Origin of the sequence: Ralstonia pickettii (assembly GCF_016466415.2) — a bacterium.
GTDB lineage: Bacteria > Pseudomonadota > Gammaproteobacteria > Burkholderiales > Burkholderiaceae > Ralstonia > Ralstonia pickettii.
Window position 1 is genome coordinate 189,254 of sequence record NZ_CP066771.1, and the last position, 18,533, is coordinate 207,786.

At 66.3% G+C, this 18,533-nt stretch carries 18 protein-coding genes; 10 read left to right on the forward strand and 8 right to left on the reverse strand.

What is annotated here, in order from left to right; all coding sequences use genetic code 11:
- Positions 1-16 precede the first annotated feature (16 nt).
- On the forward strand, positions 17-514 hold the full coding sequence (rfaE2, locus tag RP6297_RS00850) for a D-glycero-beta-D-manno-heptose 1-phosphate adenylyltransferase (protein ID WP_037027805.1): 498 nt from the start codon (positions 17-19) through the stop codon (positions 512-514).
- Between the two features lie 4 nt (positions 515-518).
- On the opposite strand, the gene RP6297_RS00855 is transcribed toward rfaE2, so the two are convergent.
- The 3 genes from RP6297_RS00855 to RP6297_RS00865 form a co-directional block, all read right to left on the reverse strand.
- On the reverse strand, positions 519-1,298 hold the full coding sequence (locus RP6297_RS00855; RefSeq protein ID WP_037028752.1) for an SPOR domain-containing protein: 780 nt from the start codon (positions 1,296-1,298) through the stop codon (positions 519-521).
- 101 nt (positions 1,299-1,399) lie between these two features.
- On the reverse strand, positions 1,400-2,281 hold the full coding sequence (locus tag RP6297_RS00860) for a type III pantothenate kinase (protein WP_037027806.1): 882 nt from the start codon (positions 2,279-2,281) through the stop codon (positions 1,400-1,402).
- A complete protein-coding gene (locus RP6297_RS00865; protein ID WP_037027809.1) occupies positions 2,278-3,159 on the reverse strand; it encodes a biotin--[acetyl-CoA-carboxylase] ligase in 882 nt (293 codons plus the stop codon). Before RP6297_RS00865 ends, RP6297_RS00860 begins: the two co-directional genes overlap by 4 nt.
- A gap of 186 nt (positions 3,160-3,345) precedes the next feature.
- Between RP6297_RS00865 and RP6297_RS00870 the strand changes: the two genes are divergently transcribed.
- Genes RP6297_RS00870 through RP6297_RS00890 form a run of 5 tightly spaced genes read left to right on the forward strand, consistent with a single transcriptional unit; the run spans position 3,346 to position 8,292 of the window.
- Positions 3,346-4,470 carry an MlaE family ABC transporter permease gene (locus RP6297_RS00870; protein ID WP_012760998.1) on the forward strand — a complete coding sequence of 375 codons (1,125 nt, stop codon included), beginning with the start codon at positions 3,346-3,348 and terminating at the stop codon, positions 4,468-4,470.
- A complete protein-coding gene (locus RP6297_RS00875) occupies positions 4,467-5,345 on the forward strand; it encodes an ABC transporter ATP-binding protein (RefSeq protein ID WP_037027812.1) in 879 nt (292 codons plus the stop codon). Before RP6297_RS00870 ends, RP6297_RS00875 begins: the two co-directional genes overlap by 4 nt.
- Positions 5,345-6,313, forward strand: a complete 969-nt coding sequence (locus tag RP6297_RS00880; protein ID WP_012761000.1) for an MlaD family protein — start codon at positions 5,345-5,347, stop codon at positions 6,311-6,313. Before RP6297_RS00875 ends, RP6297_RS00880 begins: the two co-directional genes overlap by 1 nt.
- 9 nt (positions 6,314-6,322) lie before the next feature.
- Positions 6,323-6,988 carry an ABC-type transport auxiliary lipoprotein family protein gene (locus tag RP6297_RS00885; RefSeq protein ID WP_037027817.1) on the forward strand — a complete coding sequence of 222 codons (666 nt, stop codon included), beginning with the start codon at positions 6,323-6,325 and terminating at the stop codon, positions 6,986-6,988.
- Between the two features lie 38 nt (positions 6,989-7,026).
- The gene (locus RP6297_RS00890) at positions 7,027-8,292 is read left to right on the forward strand and encodes a VanZ family protein (protein ID WP_037027820.1); all 1,266 of its coding nucleotides are present in this window, start codon (positions 7,027-7,029) and stop codon (positions 8,290-8,292) included.
- On the opposite strand, the gene RP6297_RS00895 is transcribed toward RP6297_RS00890, so the two are convergent.
- Positions 8,280-9,524 (reverse strand): rhizoferrin export MFS transporter, encoded by a 1,245-nt coding sequence (locus RP6297_RS00895; RefSeq protein WP_037027821.1) that lies wholly within the window; start codon positions 9,522-9,524, stop codon positions 8,280-8,282. The genes RP6297_RS00890 and RP6297_RS00895 overlap by 13 nt on opposite strands.
- Positions 9,521-11,488 (reverse strand): NRPS-independent rhizoferrin synthetase, encoded by a 1,968-nt coding sequence (locus RP6297_RS00900; protein ID WP_037027823.1) that lies wholly within the window; start codon positions 11,486-11,488, stop codon positions 9,521-9,523. The genes RP6297_RS00895 and RP6297_RS00900 overlap by 4 nt, the downstream gene beginning before the upstream one ends.
- Positions 11,489-11,872: 384 nt before the next feature.
- On the opposite strand from RP6297_RS00900, the gene RP6297_RS00905 reads away from it, so the two are divergent.
- The 3 genes from RP6297_RS00905 (at position 11,873) to RP6297_RS00915 (ending at position 15,042) form a co-directional block, all read left to right on the forward strand.
- Positions 11,873-12,013, forward strand: coding sequence for a hypothetical protein (locus RP6297_RS00905; protein WP_155647578.1), 141 nt, complete (start codon positions 11,873-11,875; stop codon positions 12,011-12,013).
- A gap of 82 nt (positions 12,014-12,095) precedes the next feature.
- Positions 12,096-14,198, forward strand: a complete 2,103-nt coding sequence (locus tag RP6297_RS00910; RefSeq protein ID WP_037027824.1) for a phosphocholine-specific phospholipase C — start codon at positions 12,096-12,098, stop codon at positions 14,196-14,198.
- Between the two features lie 382 nt (positions 14,199-14,580).
- A complete protein-coding gene (locus tag RP6297_RS00915; RefSeq protein WP_012761006.1) occupies positions 14,581-15,042 on the forward strand; it encodes a hypothetical protein in 462 nt (153 codons plus the stop codon).
- A 76-nt stretch (positions 15,043-15,118) separates the two neighbouring features.
- Here the strand turns inward: RP6297_RS00915 and lipA are convergent, their stop codons facing one another.
- The 3 genes from lipA to RP6297_RS00930 form a co-directional block, all read right to left on the reverse strand.
- The gene (gene lipA, locus RP6297_RS00920; protein WP_012761007.1) at positions 15,119-16,120 is read right to left on the reverse strand and encodes a lipoyl synthase; all 1,002 of its coding nucleotides are present in this window, start codon (positions 16,118-16,120) and stop codon (positions 15,119-15,121) included.
- 42 nt (positions 16,121-16,162) lie between these two features.
- Positions 16,163-16,852, reverse strand: a complete 690-nt coding sequence (gene lipB, locus RP6297_RS00925) for a lipoyl(octanoyl) transferase LipB (protein ID WP_037027825.1) — start codon at positions 16,850-16,852, stop codon at positions 16,163-16,165.
- 160 nt (positions 16,853-17,012) lie between these two features.
- Positions 17,013-17,372, reverse strand: a complete 360-nt coding sequence (locus RP6297_RS00930) for a DUF2917 domain-containing protein (RefSeq protein ID WP_012761009.1) — start codon at positions 17,370-17,372, stop codon at positions 17,013-17,015.
- Positions 17,373-17,522: 150 nt separating this feature from the next.
- On the opposite strand from RP6297_RS00930, the gene RP6297_RS00935 reads away from it, so the two are divergent.
- The gene (locus RP6297_RS00935; protein ID WP_037027826.1) at positions 17,523-18,485 is read left to right on the forward strand and encodes a transcriptional regulator GcvA; all 963 of its coding nucleotides are present in this window, start codon (positions 17,523-17,525) and stop codon (positions 18,483-18,485) included.
- Positions 18,486-18,533: the final 48 nt, after the last annotated feature.

The following is an 18,533-nucleotide window of genomic DNA, read 5'->3' on the forward strand; positions in this document are numbered from 1 at the left end:
GACTTCGCTTTTTGCCATGACCGCTCGCCAGCCCGCGCCCGCCTTTGAACAGAAGATCTGCGATGCCGCCGATGTGGAGGCCCGCGTGCGCGACTTGCAGCGCCCGCTGGTCTTCACCAACGGGGTGTTCGACATCCTTCATCGCGGGCACGCCACGTATCTGGCGCAGGCGCGTGCGTTGGGCGCGTCGCTCGTGGTCGGCGTGAATACCGATGCCTCGGTGCGGATGCTGGGCAAAGGCGACGACCGCCCGCTCAACACTCAGGACGATCGCCTGGCCGTGCTGGCCGCACTGGAAGCGGTGAGTCTGGTGGTGTTGTTTGCCGAGCGCACGCCGGTCGAACTCATCCAGCGCGTGCGCCCTGACATCTACGTGAAAGGCGGCGACTACGACATCGATGCGCTGGAAGAAACGCGCGTGGTGCGTAGCTGGGGTGGCAAGGCGCTGGCGATTCCGTTCGAGCACGACCGATCGACCACGGCGCTGCTCAAGCGCGTGCGCGCAACGTCCTGAGGCGTTAGCGCGATGCCGTGACCGCCACGCACGCGTGCAGGTCTTCGGTGCCCAGCGTTTTCTTCAGCGCGGCCAGTTGGGCTGCGACGCCCGAAGCCGCGTCGGCGGTGGCGGTCACGCGCAGCGACGTCTGCGAGCCAAGCCGGCGCGTTTGCGTGACCACGGCCGTGCGCACGTCCTTTGCGCGCAGTTCATCGAGGCGCTGCTGCGCGCGCTCCTTGTCGCGAAACAAGCCCAGCGATACCACGAACGTATTGCCTTCCTGCACGATGGCTGAATCCGCCACGTTGCGGCGCTTGAGTTCAGACACCTTGCGCTCGGCGTCGTCGCGCGTGTCGCGTGCCGGCATGTGGACCCACCAGCGGTTGTCTTCCTGGCGCGTGAAGCGCTCGACCTGCACGCCCGCCACCTGCCTGAGCTGATCAATGCTGCGCGTGGCTTGTGCTTCGGTCAGGCCGCCCAGTTCGGTGCAGGTGCCGCCGTTTCCAGCAGCAGCGGTCGTCAGGGCCGTAGGCTCGAGGTTGGCTTGCGTGCCTGACGCGGCAGGCGGGGAGGCCTCCGGCGAGCCCGGCGCCGATTTGGGTACGGCAGCAGCCGGTGAAGAAGCCGGTGCCGGTTCGAGAATACGGATCTCTTCGGTGCGGATCTGGCGCCGCATGCGGTCAGGCTCGCGCTCGCTCTCGAACCACGCCTTGGACACTTCTGGCCCGAACACGCCGGTATTGGCCGCGAGCAGAACGCCGTTGACGAGCAGCAGGAGCAGCAGGGCGAGGCGAAGCGTCATGGTGCGAACGGACGTGGATTCGGAAGGGGGTTCGGAATGCAGGAACACAGCAGCATCAACGGTAAAACGCCAAGCAAACACAGCGGCACGGCGGGCTGAAACTAGGCCAGCGTCGCGGCGCCGTCCCGGCTTGCACGCGCCAGCACCTGCAGGCCAAGCAGCACGAGATTATCGTGCATCTGGAACGGCATGCGCAGATGCGGCCCCAGCGCAGCGCGCGCCCCGCCGCTCAGCACGCAGCGTGCCGGCCCGGGATGTTGCTTCTGCAGTGCCAGCCACGTCTGCGCAATGGCGCCTGCCTGGGCGATGACGCAGCCCAGCGCGATGGCGTCCTGCGTATTGTCGGCCCAGGGCGGCGCCACAACGTCGCCCGCGCTCAGGTAGCTGACGTCCACTTCGGGCAACTGCGCGGTGTTGCGCGACAGCGCGCGCATCATCAACGTGAGACCGGGCAGTATCAGGCCGCCGGCAAACAGGCCGTCGGGCGTGACGATGTCGAGCGTGGTGGCGGTGCCCGCCGTCACGAGCAGCAAGGCCGTGTCGGGCCACAGATGGCGGGCGCCGACCGCGCCGACCCATCGGTCAGTGCCGAGTTGCGTGGGGTCGCGATACCCATTGCGCAGGCCGGCGGTGGCGTCTTCCGATGCCGCAATGCGCACGCGCGCCCCGTCGAACACGCGGGCGATGCGCGCAGTGAGTGCATCGCGCAATGCCGGGCCGGCCACCGCGCTGATCCACACCTCGGGTGGGGCAACGCCGGAGGCATGGCAATCGCGCCAGTCTTCCACCAGTTCTGCCAATCGATCGCGCGCGCGGGCGCCGGCATGCTGCCAGGGCGTGCCGCCGGGCTCCTCCGGCAGGGCGAGTTCGGCATCGGCACCCCCGGCAATCCACGCCCATTTGATGCGTGTGTTTCCCGCGTCGATCAGCAACAGCGGACGGGCGGGGGCAGCGTGCGCGGCCGACACCTTCAGGCGTGTCATGGCTGGTCCGCCTCTGCGCTGCGCAAGGAGACCTCGCCGCTGTGCACCCACTGCACACGTCCGCCCGACTCAATCGCCAGGCGGCCCTGCGCGTCGATGCCATGCGCCACGCCTTCCAGCACCACGGTGCCGTCCTGCCACAGGCGCACCTGTTCGCCGGCAAAGGCATCACGGGCGGCAAACGGCGCAACGAACGGCGCCAGGCCCTGCGCGCCGAAGCGCTGCAGATGCTCCCCCAGCGATGTGAGCAGGGCCGAGAACACGGCATTCGGCTCTGGCGCATCCACGAGTTCTTCCACGCCCGACAGCCCGCGGCCCAGCGTGGCTTCCAGCACGCGCGGCCGTTCCAGATTCAGGCCGATGCCGATGACGGCCCAGGTCTGACCCGCTTCCTTCCGCACGGTCTCGACGAGGATGCCGGCCAGCTTGCGCCCGGCGATCTGCACATCGTTGGGCCATTTCAGGGCGAGCGCCTGTCCGCTGCCGCCCCGCGCTTCCGCGTACCCGGCGACCGCGTCAGCCACGGCGACACCGACGGCCAGGCTCAGGCCGCCGAGCAGCGCGGGCTCCCCCGCAAAGGCGCAGGCGACGGAAAACGTCAGGCCGTGGTCACCATCCCACGGGCGGCCCTGGCGGCCACGTCCTGCAGTCTGCCGCTGGGCGGCCAGCACCCGGGCGCCCAGCAGCGGCGCCGTGCCGGCAGGAGCAGGCATCGCAGGGTTGGCAGGCCAGGCGGCATCACGCACGGCGGCCATCAGATCGGCGTTGGTGGAGCCGGTGGCCTCGACCACATCGACAGGCCAGCCGGCAGCCAGGCCGCTGGGCTGGATACGCTCGCGCGCAAGGCGCCACCGCGCGGAGGGTTCTGCAAGAGACATAAAAAACGGGCGATCAGGTTCGCGCTAAGAATGGGCGCATTGTACGAGTGGCGCTGCAAACATGGGCGTGGCGCTTGCTTCAAGCGACGCAAAGGCCTCACAGTGTGGGAGCCAGTGTGACAGTGTTCGGCGGCGCGTTGGCTACAATTCGACCGATACCCGGCATCACCGCTGACGGAGACCCGTTTGATCACCTGCCGTACACCGCAGCTTGAAGTGCGCGTTGTCGATGGACGCTCCGTCGCCTTTCTCTCTGGCGACTGGACCACGCTTGCCCTGGCCGAACGCGCCGGCGTGCGCAGCGCGCGCCAGCAGATCCGCGCCGGGCTGGACAACGCCAACGCGTGGTGCCTGACCGAAGTCGGCCGTATCGACCACTTTGGCGCACAACTGCTCTGGCGTGCCTGGGGCAATCAGTGGCCCGAACATCTGGATGCCCGGCCCGACCAGCGTCGCATGCTCGATCGTGTTGCGAAGCTCGACCCCGGCGGCTGGAAGCAGCGTCTGGCGCCCCGCATGAACCCCGTGGCGATCCTCGGCGAGGGCATGCTCGATTTTTTCGATCACGCGAGCAATGGCATCGCCATGGTCGGCCAGCTCGTGTTCGACTTGGGCAGGTTCGTGCGCGCGCCGCATCGCGGGCCGTGGCGCGAAATCTCCGCCAACATCTACAGCACGGGCTACAAGGCGCTGGGCATCACGGCGCTGGTGGGCTTCTTGATCGGTATCGTTTTGAGCTACCTGTCGGCCAACCAGCTGCGCGTGTTCGGGGCCAGCATCTTCATCGTCAACATTTTGGGCATGGCCATCATCCGCGAGCTTGGGCCGGTGCTGGCGGCGATTCTGGTGGCGGGGCGTTCGGGCTCGGCCATCACGGCGCAGATCGGCGTGATGCGGGTGACCGAGGAGCTGGATGCGATGCGCGTGATGGGCATCTCGCACGGTTTCCGCCTGATCCTGCCCAAGGTGATTGCGCTGGCGATCGCCATGCCGCTGCTGGTGGCGTGGACGGATCTTCTCGCGCTGGCGGGCGGTATTCTCGCGGCCAAGTTCCAGCTCGACATCAGTCCGACGTATTTCATCACCTCGTTGCCCGATGCGGTGCCGGTGGCCAACCTGTGGCTCGGCATCGGCAAGGGCGTGGTGTTTGGCATGCTGATCGCGCTGGTGGCCTGCCACTTCGGCCTGCGCATCCAGCCCAACACGCAGAGCCTGGGCGAGGGCACGACGACGTCCGTCGTGGTGTCGATCACCATCGTCATACTCGCCGATGCGGTGTTCGCCATCCTCTTCAAGGACGTCGGGATATGACGCGGCCCCGCCATCCTCACATCAAGCCCGCAGCGGAACCGCCGGCAATTACGCCCGCGCGCGAACGCGTGATCGAGGTGCGCAACGTCACCAAGCGCTACGGCAAGGTGACCGTGCTCGACAACATCGATCTGGACGTGTTTCGCGGCGAGGTGCTTTCCATCGTCGGCGGTTCGGGCAGCGGCAAGACGACGCTGTTGCGCCAGGTGGTGGGCCTGGAGAAGCCCACCTCGGGCACGATCCACATCTTTGGCGAAGAGCTGACCTGTCAGGTTGGCAACGATCTGCAGTCGATGCGCAACCGCTGGGGCATGCAGTTCCAGCACGGCGCGTTGTTCTCGGCGCTGTCCGTGATCGACAACGTGGCGTTGCCGATGCGCGAATTGCGCACGCTGCCCGACGCGTTCATCCAGCGCGTGGCGATGCTCAAGCTGCAGATGGTGGGCCTCAAATCCACCGATGCCGACAAGATGCCGTCGGACCTGTCGGGCGGCATGATCAAACGCGTGGCACTGGCACGGGCCTTGTCGCTGGAGCCGGAACTGGTGTTTCTGGACGAGCCGACCGCCGGGCTGGACCCGCGCGCATCGGACGATTACGTCGCGCTTATTCGCGAACTGCGCCAGGAACTGGGCCTGACGGTGGTGATGGTGACGCACGATCTCGACACCCTGGTGGCGCTGTCCGACCGCATTGCCGTGCTGGCGGATCGCAAGGTGCTGGCGGCCAAGCCGCTGGAGCAGATCATTCAGATCGATCATCCCTTCATCAAGGAGTATTTCCTCGGTGAACGGGGCAAACGGGCTCTTATGGCGCTGGGCCCGCAGATGACGGAGGCGGTGGCTGCGGCCTCGCTTTCGACGCAGGAGGATTGATGGAAAACAAAGCCCACGCATTCCTGGCCGGGCTGTTTACGATCGGGCTGGCCATCTTCATGGGCCTGGCGGTCATGTGGTTCAACCGCGACCAGACCGTGCGCGTGCCCTACGAAGTGGTCACCCGCTCCACTGTCAACGGGCTGAACCCGCAGGCTTCCGTGAAATACCGCGGCTTGGACGTCGGCAAGGTCGACAGCATCCGCTTTGACGACAAGGTGCCGGGGCAGATCGTCGTGCGTGTGCTGGTCGACAAGGATGCGCCCATCACCACGACGACGTATGGGCGCCTGGCGTACCAGGGCGTGACGGGCCTCGCCTATGTGCAGCTCGACGACCGCGGTTTCGACAACAGCCAGCACGCGCCCAGTCCCGTGCGTCTGGCCACTTCCCAGAAGGATCCCGCGCGCATCCGCATGGACGCCGGCTTTCTGGACGAATTGGACAAGCGCGGCGACCAGATGCTGTCCAAGCTCGATCAGACGCTCAGTTCGCTGTCGATCATGTTCGACGACGAGCACCGCCAGCAGGTCACTGCGTCGCTGCAAGCGTTCCAGAAGACGATGGACGCCTACAGCACGCTCGCGCAGCAGGCGGAGCCGACCATGCGCCGCCTGCCGCAGATTGCTGACAACCTCGACTCCACGCTGGTGGCCACGCGCAAGCTCACGCAGTCGCTGTCCGATCCGAAGGGGCCTTTGATGACGACGCTCTCCGGTGCCGGCACCGATCTGACGGCCGCAACGCAGTCGATGCAATCCGCAGCCAACGTGTTGACGTACGAAACGCTGCCGCAGCTCAATGGCTTTGCACGCGAGGCCCGCCAGGCCGTGCGCGGTTTCGACCATGCCGTGACCGACTTCAACGCCCGGCCGCAAAGCGTGCTGTTTGGCCCCGCACCCGGCGCGCCTGGCCCCGGTGAAACCGGCTTCACCGCGCCCGCCGCCCGCGCTTCGGCTCAGCCCTGAGGAGATTCCATGCCGATGTTGTCCGCTGTGTTCCGCCGCGCGTGCGCGCTGCCTGCCCTGATGGCGCTGTCGCTGCTGGCAGCTTGCTCCAGCGCGCCGGTGGCGCCCGCCGCCCTCTATGACTTTGGACTCGCGCCGGCCGCAAGCGCCGGCGCGCGCCTGCCCACCGCCTTGCGCGTGGCCGACGTGGCCGGCCCGGGCTGGATGGACGGCAACGCCATCTATTACCGCCTCGCCTATGCGCAAGGCCAGCGTACCGACGCCTACGCCAACAGCCGCTGGGTGGAATCGCCCGTGAGTCTGTTCGATGCCCGTTTGCGCAATGCGGCGGCAGGGCGCGGCCAGGTGATCGGCTATCCCACGCCCGATGTGCCGAGCCTGCGTGTCGAGCTGGTCGATTTTTCACAGGTATTCGACAGGCCCGATGCCAGCCGCGGCGTGGTGCGCCTGCGTGCAACCGTGTCACTGGCGCGTGGTGTGATCGACCAGCGCGTGGTACAGGCGGACGCGCCGGCCCCGAGCCCGGACGCTGCAGGCGGCGTGGCCGCCCTCACGCAGGCATCGGACAAGGCCATCGGCGAGGTGCTCGACTGGGTGGCGGGCCTGCCGCTCGCGGCCTCCGCCTCTTCGACACCGGCAACGCCCGGCGCTGCACTTGGCTCGCGCCGGCGCTAATACCGCCACCTCTGGACCGGATGGAGGAACCATCCGTGATGCGCGGCATCGGACGCTATGATGGACGGCTTTTTCCGGCCACGTCCGCTCCTCCTTCTAGCTCGCTTCTTCCGGTGACGGACCTCCACGCGCAACCCGCTGCACCCACCCAGCATCGCCACTCGCCGCTTGCGCGCGCCGGGCTGGGGTGGTTCGTGCTGCTGGTCGTCTACGCAAGCCTGTATCCGTTTGCCGGCTGGACAGACACCGGCGTGTCGCCGTTCGCCTTCCTGAGCGCACCGCTGCCGCGCTACAACACCGCCTTCGACATGCTCACCAACGTGTGGGGCTACATGCCGCTGGGCATGCTGACGGTGCTGGCGCTGCACCCGCGCATCACCGGCTGGCGCGCGGTCTTGCTGGCGCTGCTGGCGGGGTTGCTGCTCTCCGGCGCGATGGAGGCGATCCAGACCTATCTGCCCACGCGCGTGTCCTCCAATGTCGATCTGGCGACGAACACGCTCGGCGCCTTGCTGGGCGGCCTCGTCATGCTGCCTTTTGCGGCGCGGCTGATCGACCGCGGCGGGCTGCGCCGCCTGCGCCGCCGGTGGTTCGAGCCCCATGCGACCTTTGCCATCCTGCTGATGCTGGTGTGGCCGTTCGCACAGATTTTTCCGCAGGAATTCCTCTTCAGCATGGGCGGAGTGATCCGCAGCATCCTGCTCGATCCATCGCCGGATGCGTTTGTGGTCAATCTCCTTAACGGCTGGTTTCCCGAGCTGTTCGACTGGCAGGACAAGCTGACGGCGCACCCGGAAGCACTGCAGCGCCAGGAACTGCTGGAAGCGCTCATCACCGCTTGCAGCTGGATCGGCACGGGGCTGCTGGCCAGCGTGGCCATGCGCCGTGGTGCGCCCATGCTGCGGCTGCTGGCTGCGCTGCTGGCCGGCGCGCTGCTGGTCAAGGCGGGGGCGACGGTGCTGCAGTTTCCGCTGGGCGGCGCGTGGGATTGGCTTTCCTCCGGTGCGCGATTCGGGTTGATTGTCGGCTCGCTGGTGCTCGTGCTGTTGGTGCGGCTGCCGCGCTGGTTGCGCGGCGCGCTGGCCATGACGTTGCTGATTGCGCTGATCGTTCTGTCCAACGTCTTGCCGCCGAGCCCGTATTCGTGGGTGTCCGCGCAAAGCTGGCGGCTGGGGCGTTTCGTCCATTTCAACAGCCTGTCGCAATGGATCGGCTGGCTGTGGCCGTTTCTCGGCCTCGGCTATCTCGCCTGGCGCGCCGAGCAGACGCAGCTGCAGCGGCGCGCCGGACGTCACGCGCGTTGAGTGCCCGCCGCAGCAGATGCGGGATGCGGTGAGGCAGCGCGCCGCACCGCGATCAGCGCTGCCAGCGCCGCAAGATACATTGCCGCCATGGCGACAAAACCCGCGCGCCACCCAAACAAGCCCGTCGACAATGCTGCCACGCCCAGGCCGATGAGCGCGCCGCCCTTGGCTGCGCTGCTGCACAACCCCAACGCAAAGCCTTGGCGGTGTTCCGGGCTGGTTTCCACCACCAGGCTATTGAGCACCGGCAGCAGGCCGCCCAGGCACAGGCCCCACGCCAGGCGCGCAGCAATGAATGCGTTTTCTCCTTGCGCAATGCCCTGCCAGAGCGCGGTGAGGCCGCAGACAGCGGTCAACGCACAGACGCGCCCCAGCGTGACATGCACGGGCAGGCTCGCAAAACGCTTTGCCCACCAGCGCGCAGACAGCGCCAGTGTCGCGGCCGTGGCACTGTAGGCCAAGCCTGCCAGCATCACCGACCCATGCAGCGTCTCCGTGATGTAGGGTGCAAGAAAGCCTTGCGGCATGACGCGCGCCGCCTGCACTGCCACCATGCCCAGCAGCAGCCCGATCACCAGGCCACCCAGCGGAGCGCGACCTGCCCGGCGAGCGTCGGCGTCCTGGTGGATCTCGGACGTTGGAGCGGGCTTGATGGCGGGCAGACAGAACATCGCCAGCGGAATGCACGCCAGGATCACCGCAGCGCCCGCCGTGTTCGCCATGCGGAAGCCCATCCACCCCACGAGCCACGCACCGACGGGCGGCGCCATGAAGCTGCCGCACGCCGTGACGGTCTGCAGATCGGCGAAGACGCGCCGGCGCATGTCGGCAGGTGCCACGCGCATCGCGTAGATCTGTGCGGCTGCCAGAAAGCCGGCCAGTCCGCCTTGCACGGTGCGCGCCAGCAGCACGCTGGCCGCCGAGTCCGCATAGACCGACCACAGCTGCGACGCTGCCAGCGCGATGAGCGCTCGCAGGATCATCGGCTTGGGTCCGACGCGATCAGCCAGGCGGCCCCACCAGGGCGCGGTGATGAGCGTGGCGGCCATCGGCGCGAAGTACGCTGCGCTCGCCACCCATGCGAACGGCACACGCGGCACCGGCGACAGCTCGCGCAGGAACAGTGGCCAGAACGGCCCCGTCATTTCCATCGCGCCCATTGAAAGGGCCTGGATGACGAGGAGCCACCGAATGGCCCCGCGCCACGCGTCCACGGGCGTTGCGGAGCTCATGTTCGAACCGCGTCGGCCAGCGGGTTAGGCAGCGCGGCGTGCATGTCGTCGGACTGGTCGCGCAGGCGCATGCGGACGAACGTCTTGAACGACCATGGCGCTTCGAGCAGCGCGTGACGCTCCTGCTTCCAGGTGTCGGCATCCAGCGCCGAGCGGTTTGCCTCGAACACGGCCTGCATGGCGTCATGCCACTGGCGTAGCCCGACGGCGCTACCGCGTTCGGGAAACAGCGCCAGCGCCAGCTCACCGATATGGCACAGCAGGAAGGCGTGGATCAGCTTCTTGCGCGGGATGTCCCGATCGGGATACGTGGTGTGGCCGGCACGGAACGGCGTGATCGAGAAGCCTTGCGCCTGCAGCGCCGGCAGGGCGATCTTCACGTCGCCAAAGTCTCGCACCACCAGGCGCACCGGCATGCCGCCCTCGTCGATGACGACGAAGGTGTTCTGCTGATGCGCCTCCAACGCAATGCCGTAACGCAGATAGAGGCCGACGATGGCCGGAATGGCGACGTGCAGGTACGCATCGAAAAAGCGCGCAGCCCGCTCGGCGCGCGTGCCGTCGGCCTGGCGCGCCAGCACGGTGTCGAGCAGCAGCGGTGCTGCTGCGTGCGTCATGTCGGCGGTGAAGTCGGGCGTGAAGAGGGCGCCGACCGGCAGCAGCCGTTCGTTGCCGGCAATGCGTGCGGTCGGGTTGTCGCGCACGATCATCGAGAGATGCCGGGCGCGATCGTCGTCGGTGCCGGCCAAGTGGATGCCATGGCGCTCCGGCACGATTGATAGGACGCTCGCCAATGCTGCGTCGTTCGCGAGGATGCGTTCCAGCAGCGCACTCACGCGCGGGCCCATCACGGCCGATTTGGGCGATACGGTGCGCTCAACGCTGGTCAGCCGCATGCTGACCGGCAGCTTGAGCATCGGGCCGCCCGGCGCGTCGGTCGCGGCCACGGTGCGGAATGACATCGTTGGCCGGGCGGCAATGTTGATGTCCGGCAAACGGATCAATTCGCCTGCGGCAAATTCTGCGGCGAAAGTCTCGCCGAGTGTCGTGTCGCGCTGCCAAGGGTGAACCGGCAGCGGCAGCCATGCTTCGGGCGCAAGCTGGCGCGCCAACAGGGCTTTGCGAAACGCCGCCATGGTCTCCGGGAACGTCGCCGCGAACCAATTGGCGTACGGCTGCACACCGTCCATCGACGTGACCTGCAGTCGGTGCGCCGCCACCGCCACCACGCCGATGGGCACCTGTGCCTCGAACTCTGGCGACAGCGCAATCACCTGGTCGGGAGCCAGTCCCAGCCGTGTCTTGTAGGCCGGATGCCACGGGTGGCCGCCGGTGCCCCACTGCTCGGTGCGCGCCAAGGCGAGGGGCGTGCCGTCGCCGCAGAGCAGGGCCAGCGCGTCTTGCCACGCGGCGGTGCGGTGCTCGGCAGCGAGACGTGCGCCCCAGGCGAGTCGATAGGCCTGGCACAGCGTGTCGTTGTCCTGGCTGTTGTCGAGTTCTGCCGCGAGCCGGCCGATGGCGGCGAGGCGATGGGCCTCGGCGGCATCGCCCATGTCCAGCATGGGCGCGAGCCAGTGGAGCAGGGCTGATGGATGTTCAATCGGCGTCGGCGGGCGCTCGTGCGCCAGCACGGCGACATCGCCCGTCAGCGTCCAGCTTCCTAGCGCGCCGGGCCGCAGCCCGGTAAAGCGCAACAGCACGCGCTGCTGCCAGATGGGCAGCAAGGTCACATCGGCCCGTGTATCGGCGATGAGTTGATCTGCGCTGAGCAGCGCTTCACGAAACAGCGCCTGCAGCAGGCGCGACAGCACGCGGCGGCGTGCCAACTGCTGCGCTGTCGACCAATGTTCGGTCCGCACGCCGGCTTCGCGCAGCGCAGGAATGGATTCAAGGCGGAGGTTGCCGGCCGCAACGGCAGCGGATGCGGTTGCGGTGTGGGCGGCGGTATCAGATCGTCGTTGCACGAGGGCTCCTACGGGACATGAGCGTGTGCAGGCGAGCGGGGCTCGGCCCTGCAGCACAGGGGGGGTCCAGATGTAGGGGCCGCTTCAGAGACAGGCGGGAATATCACGCTCCCATGGGCCAGCAGCCGGGAGGTGCGTTCTTCTACGGAGGTGCGCGATGCGGGCAGTTGGGTCGGCTACGCGAAGGCACCATTTGGTGCGCTGCAGTGTAGGTGAGAATGATTCGCACTTGCAACAAAAATCCATCAATCCAATGGGGGATGGGACGGTGCCGGCGCGAGTCGTCTTCACGTAACCGACATGAATCCTTTCTACCGTAGCGCGTGTTGAGCGGACGGCGCGCGCTGCACAGTCCGGCTCGCTGATGTCATCAGGAGGTCATCCGTGTCTGCAAGCCAAGACGCCAACGCTCCTCATCGATTGCCCGTGGTGTCTGCAGGCGCAGCCGCGCTGTCTGCGCTTGCGTTGAGCGGTGGCGATGCGGCTGATCCTCATGTGCCTCTCGTGATCCACACCGTCGACTGACTGCGTTCGCTCGCGCTCAGTCAGGCGTTGCCCCGTGTTGTCCCCCCCAACCTCCCAAATACACAGACATCAGGACGAGAACATGACCTCCAACAGTCGCCGTGGTTTTCTCCGTTCCGCTGCCCAACTGGCTGCTGCCTCCGCAGCCATGGGCGCGGTGCCCGAAGGCATTCGCCAGGCGCTGGCGATTCCCGCCCATAACGCGCACCGCAACATCGAGGACGTGCAGCACATCGTGATCCTCATGCAGGAAAACCGCTCGTTCGACCATTACTTCGGCACGCTCCGCGGCGTGCGTGGGTATGGCGATACGCGCACCGTCACGCTGCCGAGCGGCAAGAGCGTGTGGCATCAGCCGGTGGCCGGTGGCGTGGGCGAAGTGCTGCCGTTCCGCCCGAGTGCGCCCGATCTGGGCCTGCAGTTCCTGCAAGACTTGCCGCACGGCTGGAACGACACGCACCTTGCCGTCAACGGCGGCCGCTATGACGGCTGGGTCCCGCACAAGGGCACCACGACGATGGCGTATCTCACACGCCAGGACATTCCGTTCCACTACGCCCTGGCCGACGCCTTCACCATTTGCGACGCCTATCATTGCGCCACGCCCACGTCGACCGACCCGAACCGCTACTACATGTGGACAGGCTATGTCGGCAACGACAACGTCGGCGGCGGCCCGGTAATCGACAACGCAGAAGCCGGCTACGGCTGGTCGACGTATCCGGAAGTGCTGGAGGCCGCCGGAATTTCGTGGAAGATCTATCAGGACATCGGTACCGGGCTGGACGCCGCAGGTTCCTGGGGCTGGACGAGCGACGCCTACATCGGCAACTACGGCGACAACTCGCTGCTGTACTTCAAGCAATATCAGAACGCGCAGCCTGGCAACCCGCTGTACGACAAGGCGCGCACCGGCACCAACGCAGCGGCCGGAGAGGGCTACTTCGACATCTTGAAGCGCGACGTGCAGAACGGCACGCTGCCGCAGGTATCGTGGATTGCCGCGCCGGAAGCGTTCTCCGAGCACCCGAACTGGCCGGCCAACTACGGCGCCTGGTACATCGATCAGGTCTTGCAGGTGCTGACCTCCAACCCCCAGGTGTGGAGCAAGACCGCGGTGTTCATCACCTACGACGAGAACGACGGCTTCTTCGATCACCTCGTCCCACCGTTCGCCGCGTCGGGCAGCAATGGACTGTCGACGGTCGATACCACGGGCGAATACTTCCCGGGCAACAGCACGTACAGTGCCGGCAGCTACGGCCTGGGCCAGCGCGTGCCGATGCTTGTGGTATCGCCGTGGTCAAAGGGCGGCTACGTGTGCTCCGAAACGTTCGACCACACGTCGATCATCCGTTTCATCGAGCAGCGCTTCAAGCGCACGCACGGCGTGAAGTCGCCGAACATCTCGAAGTGGCGTCGCGCCGTGTGCGGTGATCTGACGTCGGCGTTCAACTTCGCCACGCCCAACGAGGTGGTGCCTGCATTGCCGAGCACCGCAGCCTACGTGCCGAAGGACAAGCTGCGCCACGCCAGCTACGTGCCGCTGCCCCCGCTGGTGCAGGCCGTGCCGAAGCAGGAAGCGGGCGTGCGAGCGTCGCGTGCGCTGCCGTACGAACTTTTCGTGCGCGGGCGCCAGGACGAAGCCGCCGGCAAGTTCCAGCTGGAATTCGTGAACACCGGGGACGTGGGGGCAGCCTTCCTCGTCTACACCGCCGGCAGCACGGATGCACCGCGCACCTACACGGTCGAGGCAGGCAAGCGGCTGTCGGACAAGCTGGCCGTGAACGCAGGCGGCGCCTACGACTTCACGGTGCACGGTCCGAACGGCTTCCTGCGCCGCTTTGTCGGCAAGCTCACGCTGTCGGGCCTGCTGCGTCCGCACGGTCACGCGCTGGAAGTGAAGGAAGGCTACGACGTGGCCAACGGCAACCTGCAACTGCGCCTCATCAATCACGGCCGTGCGCCGACCGTCTTCACCATCAAGAGCGCTTACACGGGCGAAAGCGTGCAACGCGAAGTGCGCGGCGGTGACGATGCGTCGGTGTACCTCGACTTGCGCAGCCACCACGCCTGGTATGACCTGACCGTCACGGCCAGCACCGATGCCGGTTTCGCGCGTCGCCTTGCCGGCCACGTTGAAACCGGCCGAGTCAGCGCGTCCGATCCGGCGCTGAGCGCGTAACCGCGGCCCAAGCAAAACGGCCCGCTGGCATGTTTTGCCAGCGGGCCGTTTTTGTTACGACGGTCAGCGCCAGAGTCGCTTCGTGTACATGCGAGCCTGCTACAGGGCCAGCGTGCTCTGCCCGATGTTGAGTGCGATTGCCAGGACAGCGGCAAACAGTTCGCCCCGATAGTGCGTCATTGCGCAGCTTCCTTCGGCGCTTTCCGACACGGTCCCAGCGCAAGAGCCTCTTTTTCCCGGCAAGGCCGAAATCTATTGTTGATAATTGGAGAACAGTATTTTCTTCGATCGGGTATTTATTCATCAAGGGCAACGATCTATTCTGATCACAAGCGCAACGAACTCAGCGCAACCGAACATCCAAACAGATCAGGAGCCCATCATGAACACCCGTCTCGCAACCGCTTTCTCCCGTAACGCTCTGCTGGTCCTGGTGGCCACGGTTTCCGCTTCCGCTGCGCTGCTGTCGGCCCAGCCCGCCGCTGCTGCCGTGCAAGGCCGCGCCGATCCGTACGCGCAAGGCGCTGTCGCCAAGGCCGACCCCTACACACAGGGTGCAGCCGCCAAGTACGACGTCTACACCCAAGGCGCGGACCGTCAAGCTGATACCTACGGCTATCTGTCGTGGAAGAACGATCGCTTCGATCCGTACACCCAAGGTGCCGTCGGCAAGGCTGACCCCTACACCGATGGCGCCATCGCCAAGGCTGATCCGTACACCGACGGCGCTGCTGCCAAGTACGACGTCTACACGCAGGGTGCCGATCGCCAGGCCGACACCTACGGCTATCTGTCGTGGAACGGCGATGCCTCGTATCCGAAGGACGCCGCTTCGCAAGCCTGATTGGGCCGTACCAAAGCAAGAGGGCCTTGGGTTCTACCCCAAGGCCCTTTTTGTTTCTGCAGCGTTCCGGCGGTGATCAGACCACGCCGGCTTCGTGTGCCTGCTGATCCGCGTGGTACGAACTGCGCACCATGGCGCCCACGGCCGCGTGCGTGAAGCCCATCTCGTACGCCTTCTCTTCGAACATCTTGAAGGTGTCCGGGTGCACATAGCGCAGCACCGGCAGATGGTGGCCCGACGGCGCCAGATATTGGCCGATGGTCAGCATGTCGATGTCGTGCTCACGCATGTCGCGCATGACTTCCAGGATTTCCTCGTCCGTCTCGCCCAGGCCGACCATCAGGCCGGACTTGGTCGGCACGTTCGGGTTGCGGGCCTTGAAGTCTTTCAGCAGCTTCAGCGAGTGCGCGTAATCCGCACCGGGGCGCGCCTGCTTGTACAGGCGGGGCACCGTTTCGAGGTTGTGGTTCATCACGTCGGGCGGGCATTCCTGGAGGATGTCCAGCGCCTTCTCCAGGCGGCCGCGGAAGTCCGGCACCAGCACTTCAATGCGCGTGGCCGGCGACAGGGCGCGCGTGCGCGAGATGCAATCGACGTAATGCTGCGCGCCGCCGTCACGCAGGTCGTCGCGGTCGACGCTGGTGATGACGACGTAGTTGAGCTTGAGCTGGGCGATGGTCTTCGCCAGGTTTTCCGGCTCGTTCACGTCGAGCGGATCGGGGCGGCCGTGCCCGACATCGCAGAACGGGCAGCGGCGCGTGCACTTGTCGCCCATGATCATGAACGTGGCCGTGCCCTTGCCGAAGCACTCGCCGATGTTCGGGCAGCTTGCCTCTTCGCACACCGTCACGAGGTTGTTGGCACGCAGGATGTCCTTGATTTCGTAGAAGCGCGAGTTGCCGGTGGCGGCGCGCACGCGAATCCAGTCCGGCTTCTTGAGCTTCTCGGCCGGCACGATCTTGATGGGGATGCGGGCGGTCTTGTCGAGCGACTTCTGCTTGGCAGTCGCGTCGTAGGGCTTGTTCGACGGGGTGGCAGGGGTGGCGACTTCAGTGGCGCCGGCGGCGGAATCGGTCATCGTGTTCTCCGCACGGGCTTGCGGCTCGTGCATATCCGGGCGCTATGCGGTAGCGGCCTCGGCGGGGTGCGCTTGCGCGCGTTGCTGCAATTGAGCGACCAGCGCATTGGCCAGGTCGCGGGAAATGGGCTGCCAGTCGTTGGCATCGACGGGGCGTCCGGACGCAACTCGGGCGCCGGCGGTCACCATATCGACGGTTTCCAGGCCGGCATAGCCACACGGGTTGATCTGCGTGAAGGGCGACAGGTCCATCGCCAGGTTCAAGCTCACGCCGTGGTAGCTGCAGCCGTTGCGGATCTTCAGGCCCAGCGCGGCGATCTTGGCACCAGCATGCGGCCCGCTCGACAGGTAGATGCCGGGGGCGCCAGCCTTACGCTCGGAGGCAACATTATACGTGGCGAGCGTCTCGATGACGGCCGCCTCGATCGCGTCGACCAGCGCTTTCACGAACAGCCCACGGCGGCGCAAATCCAGCAAAAGGTAGGCAACGACTTGGCCGGGGCCGTGATAAGTGATCTGACCGCCACGGTCGACTTTCACCAGCGGGATGTTGCCGGGGGCCAACAGATGCGCGGGATCACCGGCCAGGCCGAGCGTGAACACCGGCGGGTGTTCGACCAGCCAGATCGTGTCGGGCGTATCGGGGCCCCGCTGTGCGGTAAAGGTCTGCATTTCGTCGAAGCAGGCGGCGTAGTCCTGCAGGCCGCGTTCGACGATGTCAATCGGAATCATGCCCGCGAGTGTAGCGCAGGGCCGTCGATGTCGCCGTACGCCGTTGACCGCTTTGGTCGCGGGGTGGGGCGAAAAAATGCCGGCGCGATGGGAGGCATCGGCGCCGGCGTCGGCTTTTGCGGCAGATGCCGCAAAAGGAGGCTTGAAACAGGTTTCGGGCTCAGGCGGCCACGATGGGCGTGTCGGCGTGCTCGTTCCAGCCGAGCGCGGCGAGCGTGTGGCGCCAGCCGTCGGTCACGTGCCACGGCTTGCGCGGCATGTGGCCGTCGGTCGCTTCCACGGCCAGTGCGACCGGGCCGAGGGCTTTCGGGTCTACCGAGACGACGATTTCTTCGCCGCGCTTCACGGCTACGCTGCCGCCCGCGCGCAGCCATTCGTCACCGGCTTTGTTCTCGTGCGTGACCCATACGTCGCGCCCGGAGGCTTCTTCGACGCGCAGATTCTGGTTGCCCGGCATGCGCAATGCCACCACTTCGCCGGGCTGCAGAGTGAATACAATTTTTGTTAGTACAGCTTTCATGATCGGCTCCTTCACGGCATCGGGATGGGGCCTTGCCGTTGAAGGAAGTCTAGGCGCTTGGTTGCCTAGTACCAAACGATATATATTGCGTTTCTTGATAGTGCAGCTCACATAAAAATCACCCTGCGCTACGAAAATCAGGAGGGAAAGATGACCGAAATCCGCGAACCAATGCGCTTGCCGTCACTTGGCGCGCTGAGGGTGTTCGAGGCGGCAGCCCGGTATGAGAGTTTTTCGCGTGCAGCGACGGAGCTGTTCGTTACGCACGGCGCCGTCAGCCATCAGATGCGCACCTTGGAAGACGAGCTGGGCGTGCCGCTATTCGAGCGGCGCGGCAAGCGCGTCATGCTCACGCACGCGGGCCGCGCCTATGCCGATCGCGTGCGCGAGGCGCTCGACCAGATCGCCCAGGCCACGCATCAACTGCGCGCCGGCAATCGTGACAATCGCTTGGCCATCAGCACGATGCCGTCGTTTGCGGCGCGCTGGCTGACGCCGCATATCGGCACTTTCATTGAGCGCCATCCCGAGCTGGAGGTGGGGCTGTTCTCCAGCCCCGCGCTGGTCGACTTTGCGCGCGAAGAGATGGACGTGGCGCTGCGCATGGGTTCGGGCAACTATCCGGGCCTGTACGTGGAAAAGCTGCTTGACGATGTGTTCTTCCCGGTCTGCAGTCCGTCGTTCAACGGCGGGCGCCTGCCACGTACGGTGGCCGAGATGGCGACCATGACCCTGCTGCGCAGCGAGGGTGAGGATTGGGAGCCATGGTTCGAGGCTGCTGGCGTCTCAGGGTTTGTGGAGCCGCGTGGCGGGCTGATGTTCCAGGACTCGTCGCTGCTGTTGCAGGCAGCGGCGGCGGGGCAGGGCATTGCGCTGATCCGCCCGACGCTGGCGTTCAACGAATTGCTGGCCGGCCGCGTGGTGCGCCTGTTCGAGACGACGACGCCGTGTCCGTGGAACTACTACTTCGTCTGCCCGCACAGCGCGCTGCAGACGCCCAAGATGCAGGCCTTCCGCGCGTGGCTGCTGCCCGAGATTGCGGCGTTCAAGCTCAAGCTGGCGCGGTTGATGGATGACAACACGGTCTGCTTGGGGCACGTGGCCAAAGGCTGACGCGGTATCGCCGCACAAAACAAAACGCCCCGGCATGACCGGGGCGTT

Coding starts and splice junctions, on each gene's coding strand:
- rfaE2 (WP_037027805.1), top strand. CDS start 17: ATGACCGCTCGCCAGCCCGCGCCCGCCTTTGAACAGAAGATCTGCGAT.
- RP6297_RS00855 (WP_037028752.1), bottom strand. CDS start 1,298: ATGACGCTTCGCCTCGCCCTGCTGCTCCTGCTGCTCGTCAACGGCGTT.
- RP6297_RS00860 (WP_037027806.1), bottom strand. CDS start 2,281: ATGACACGCCTGAAGGTGTCGGCCGCGCACGCTGCCCCCGCCCGTCCG.
- RP6297_RS00865 (WP_037027809.1), bottom strand. CDS start 3,159: ATGTCTCTTGCAGAACCCTCCGCGCGGTGGCGCCTTGCGCGCGAGCGT.
- RP6297_RS00875 (WP_037027812.1), top strand. CDS start 4,467: ATGACGCGGCCCCGCCATCCTCACATCAAGCCCGCAGCGGAACCGCCG.
- RP6297_RS00880 (WP_012761000.1), top strand. CDS start 5,345: ATGGAAAACAAAGCCCACGCATTCCTGGCCGGGCTGTTTACGATCGGG.
- RP6297_RS00885 (WP_037027817.1), top strand. CDS start 6,323: ATGCCGATGTTGTCCGCTGTGTTCCGCCGCGCGTGCGCGCTGCCTGCC.
- RP6297_RS00890 (WP_037027820.1), top strand. CDS start 7,027: ATGCGCGGCATCGGACGCTATGATGGACGGCTTTTTCCGGCCACGTCC.
- RP6297_RS00895 (WP_037027821.1), bottom strand. CDS start 9,524: ATGAGCTCCGCAACGCCCGTGGACGCGTGGCGCGGGGCCATTCGGTGG.
- RP6297_RS00910 (WP_037027824.1), top strand. CDS start 12,096: ATGACCTCCAACAGTCGCCGTGGTTTTCTCCGTTCCGCTGCCCAACTG.
- RP6297_RS00915 (WP_012761006.1), top strand. CDS start 14,581: ATGAACACCCGTCTCGCAACCGCTTTCTCCCGTAACGCTCTGCTGGTC.
- lipA (WP_012761007.1), bottom strand. CDS start 16,120: ATGACCGATTCCGCCGCCGGCGCCACTGAAGTCGCCACCCCTGCCACC.
- lipB (WP_037027825.1), bottom strand. CDS start 16,852: ATGATTCCGATTGACATCGTCGAACGCGGCCTGCAGGACTACGCCGCC.
- RP6297_RS00930 (WP_012761009.1), bottom strand. CDS start 17,372: ATGAAAGCTGTACTAACAAAAATTGTATTCACTCTGCAGCCCGGCGAA.
- RP6297_RS00935 (WP_037027826.1), top strand. CDS start 17,523: ATGACCGAAATCCGCGAACCAATGCGCTTGCCGTCACTTGGCGCGCTG.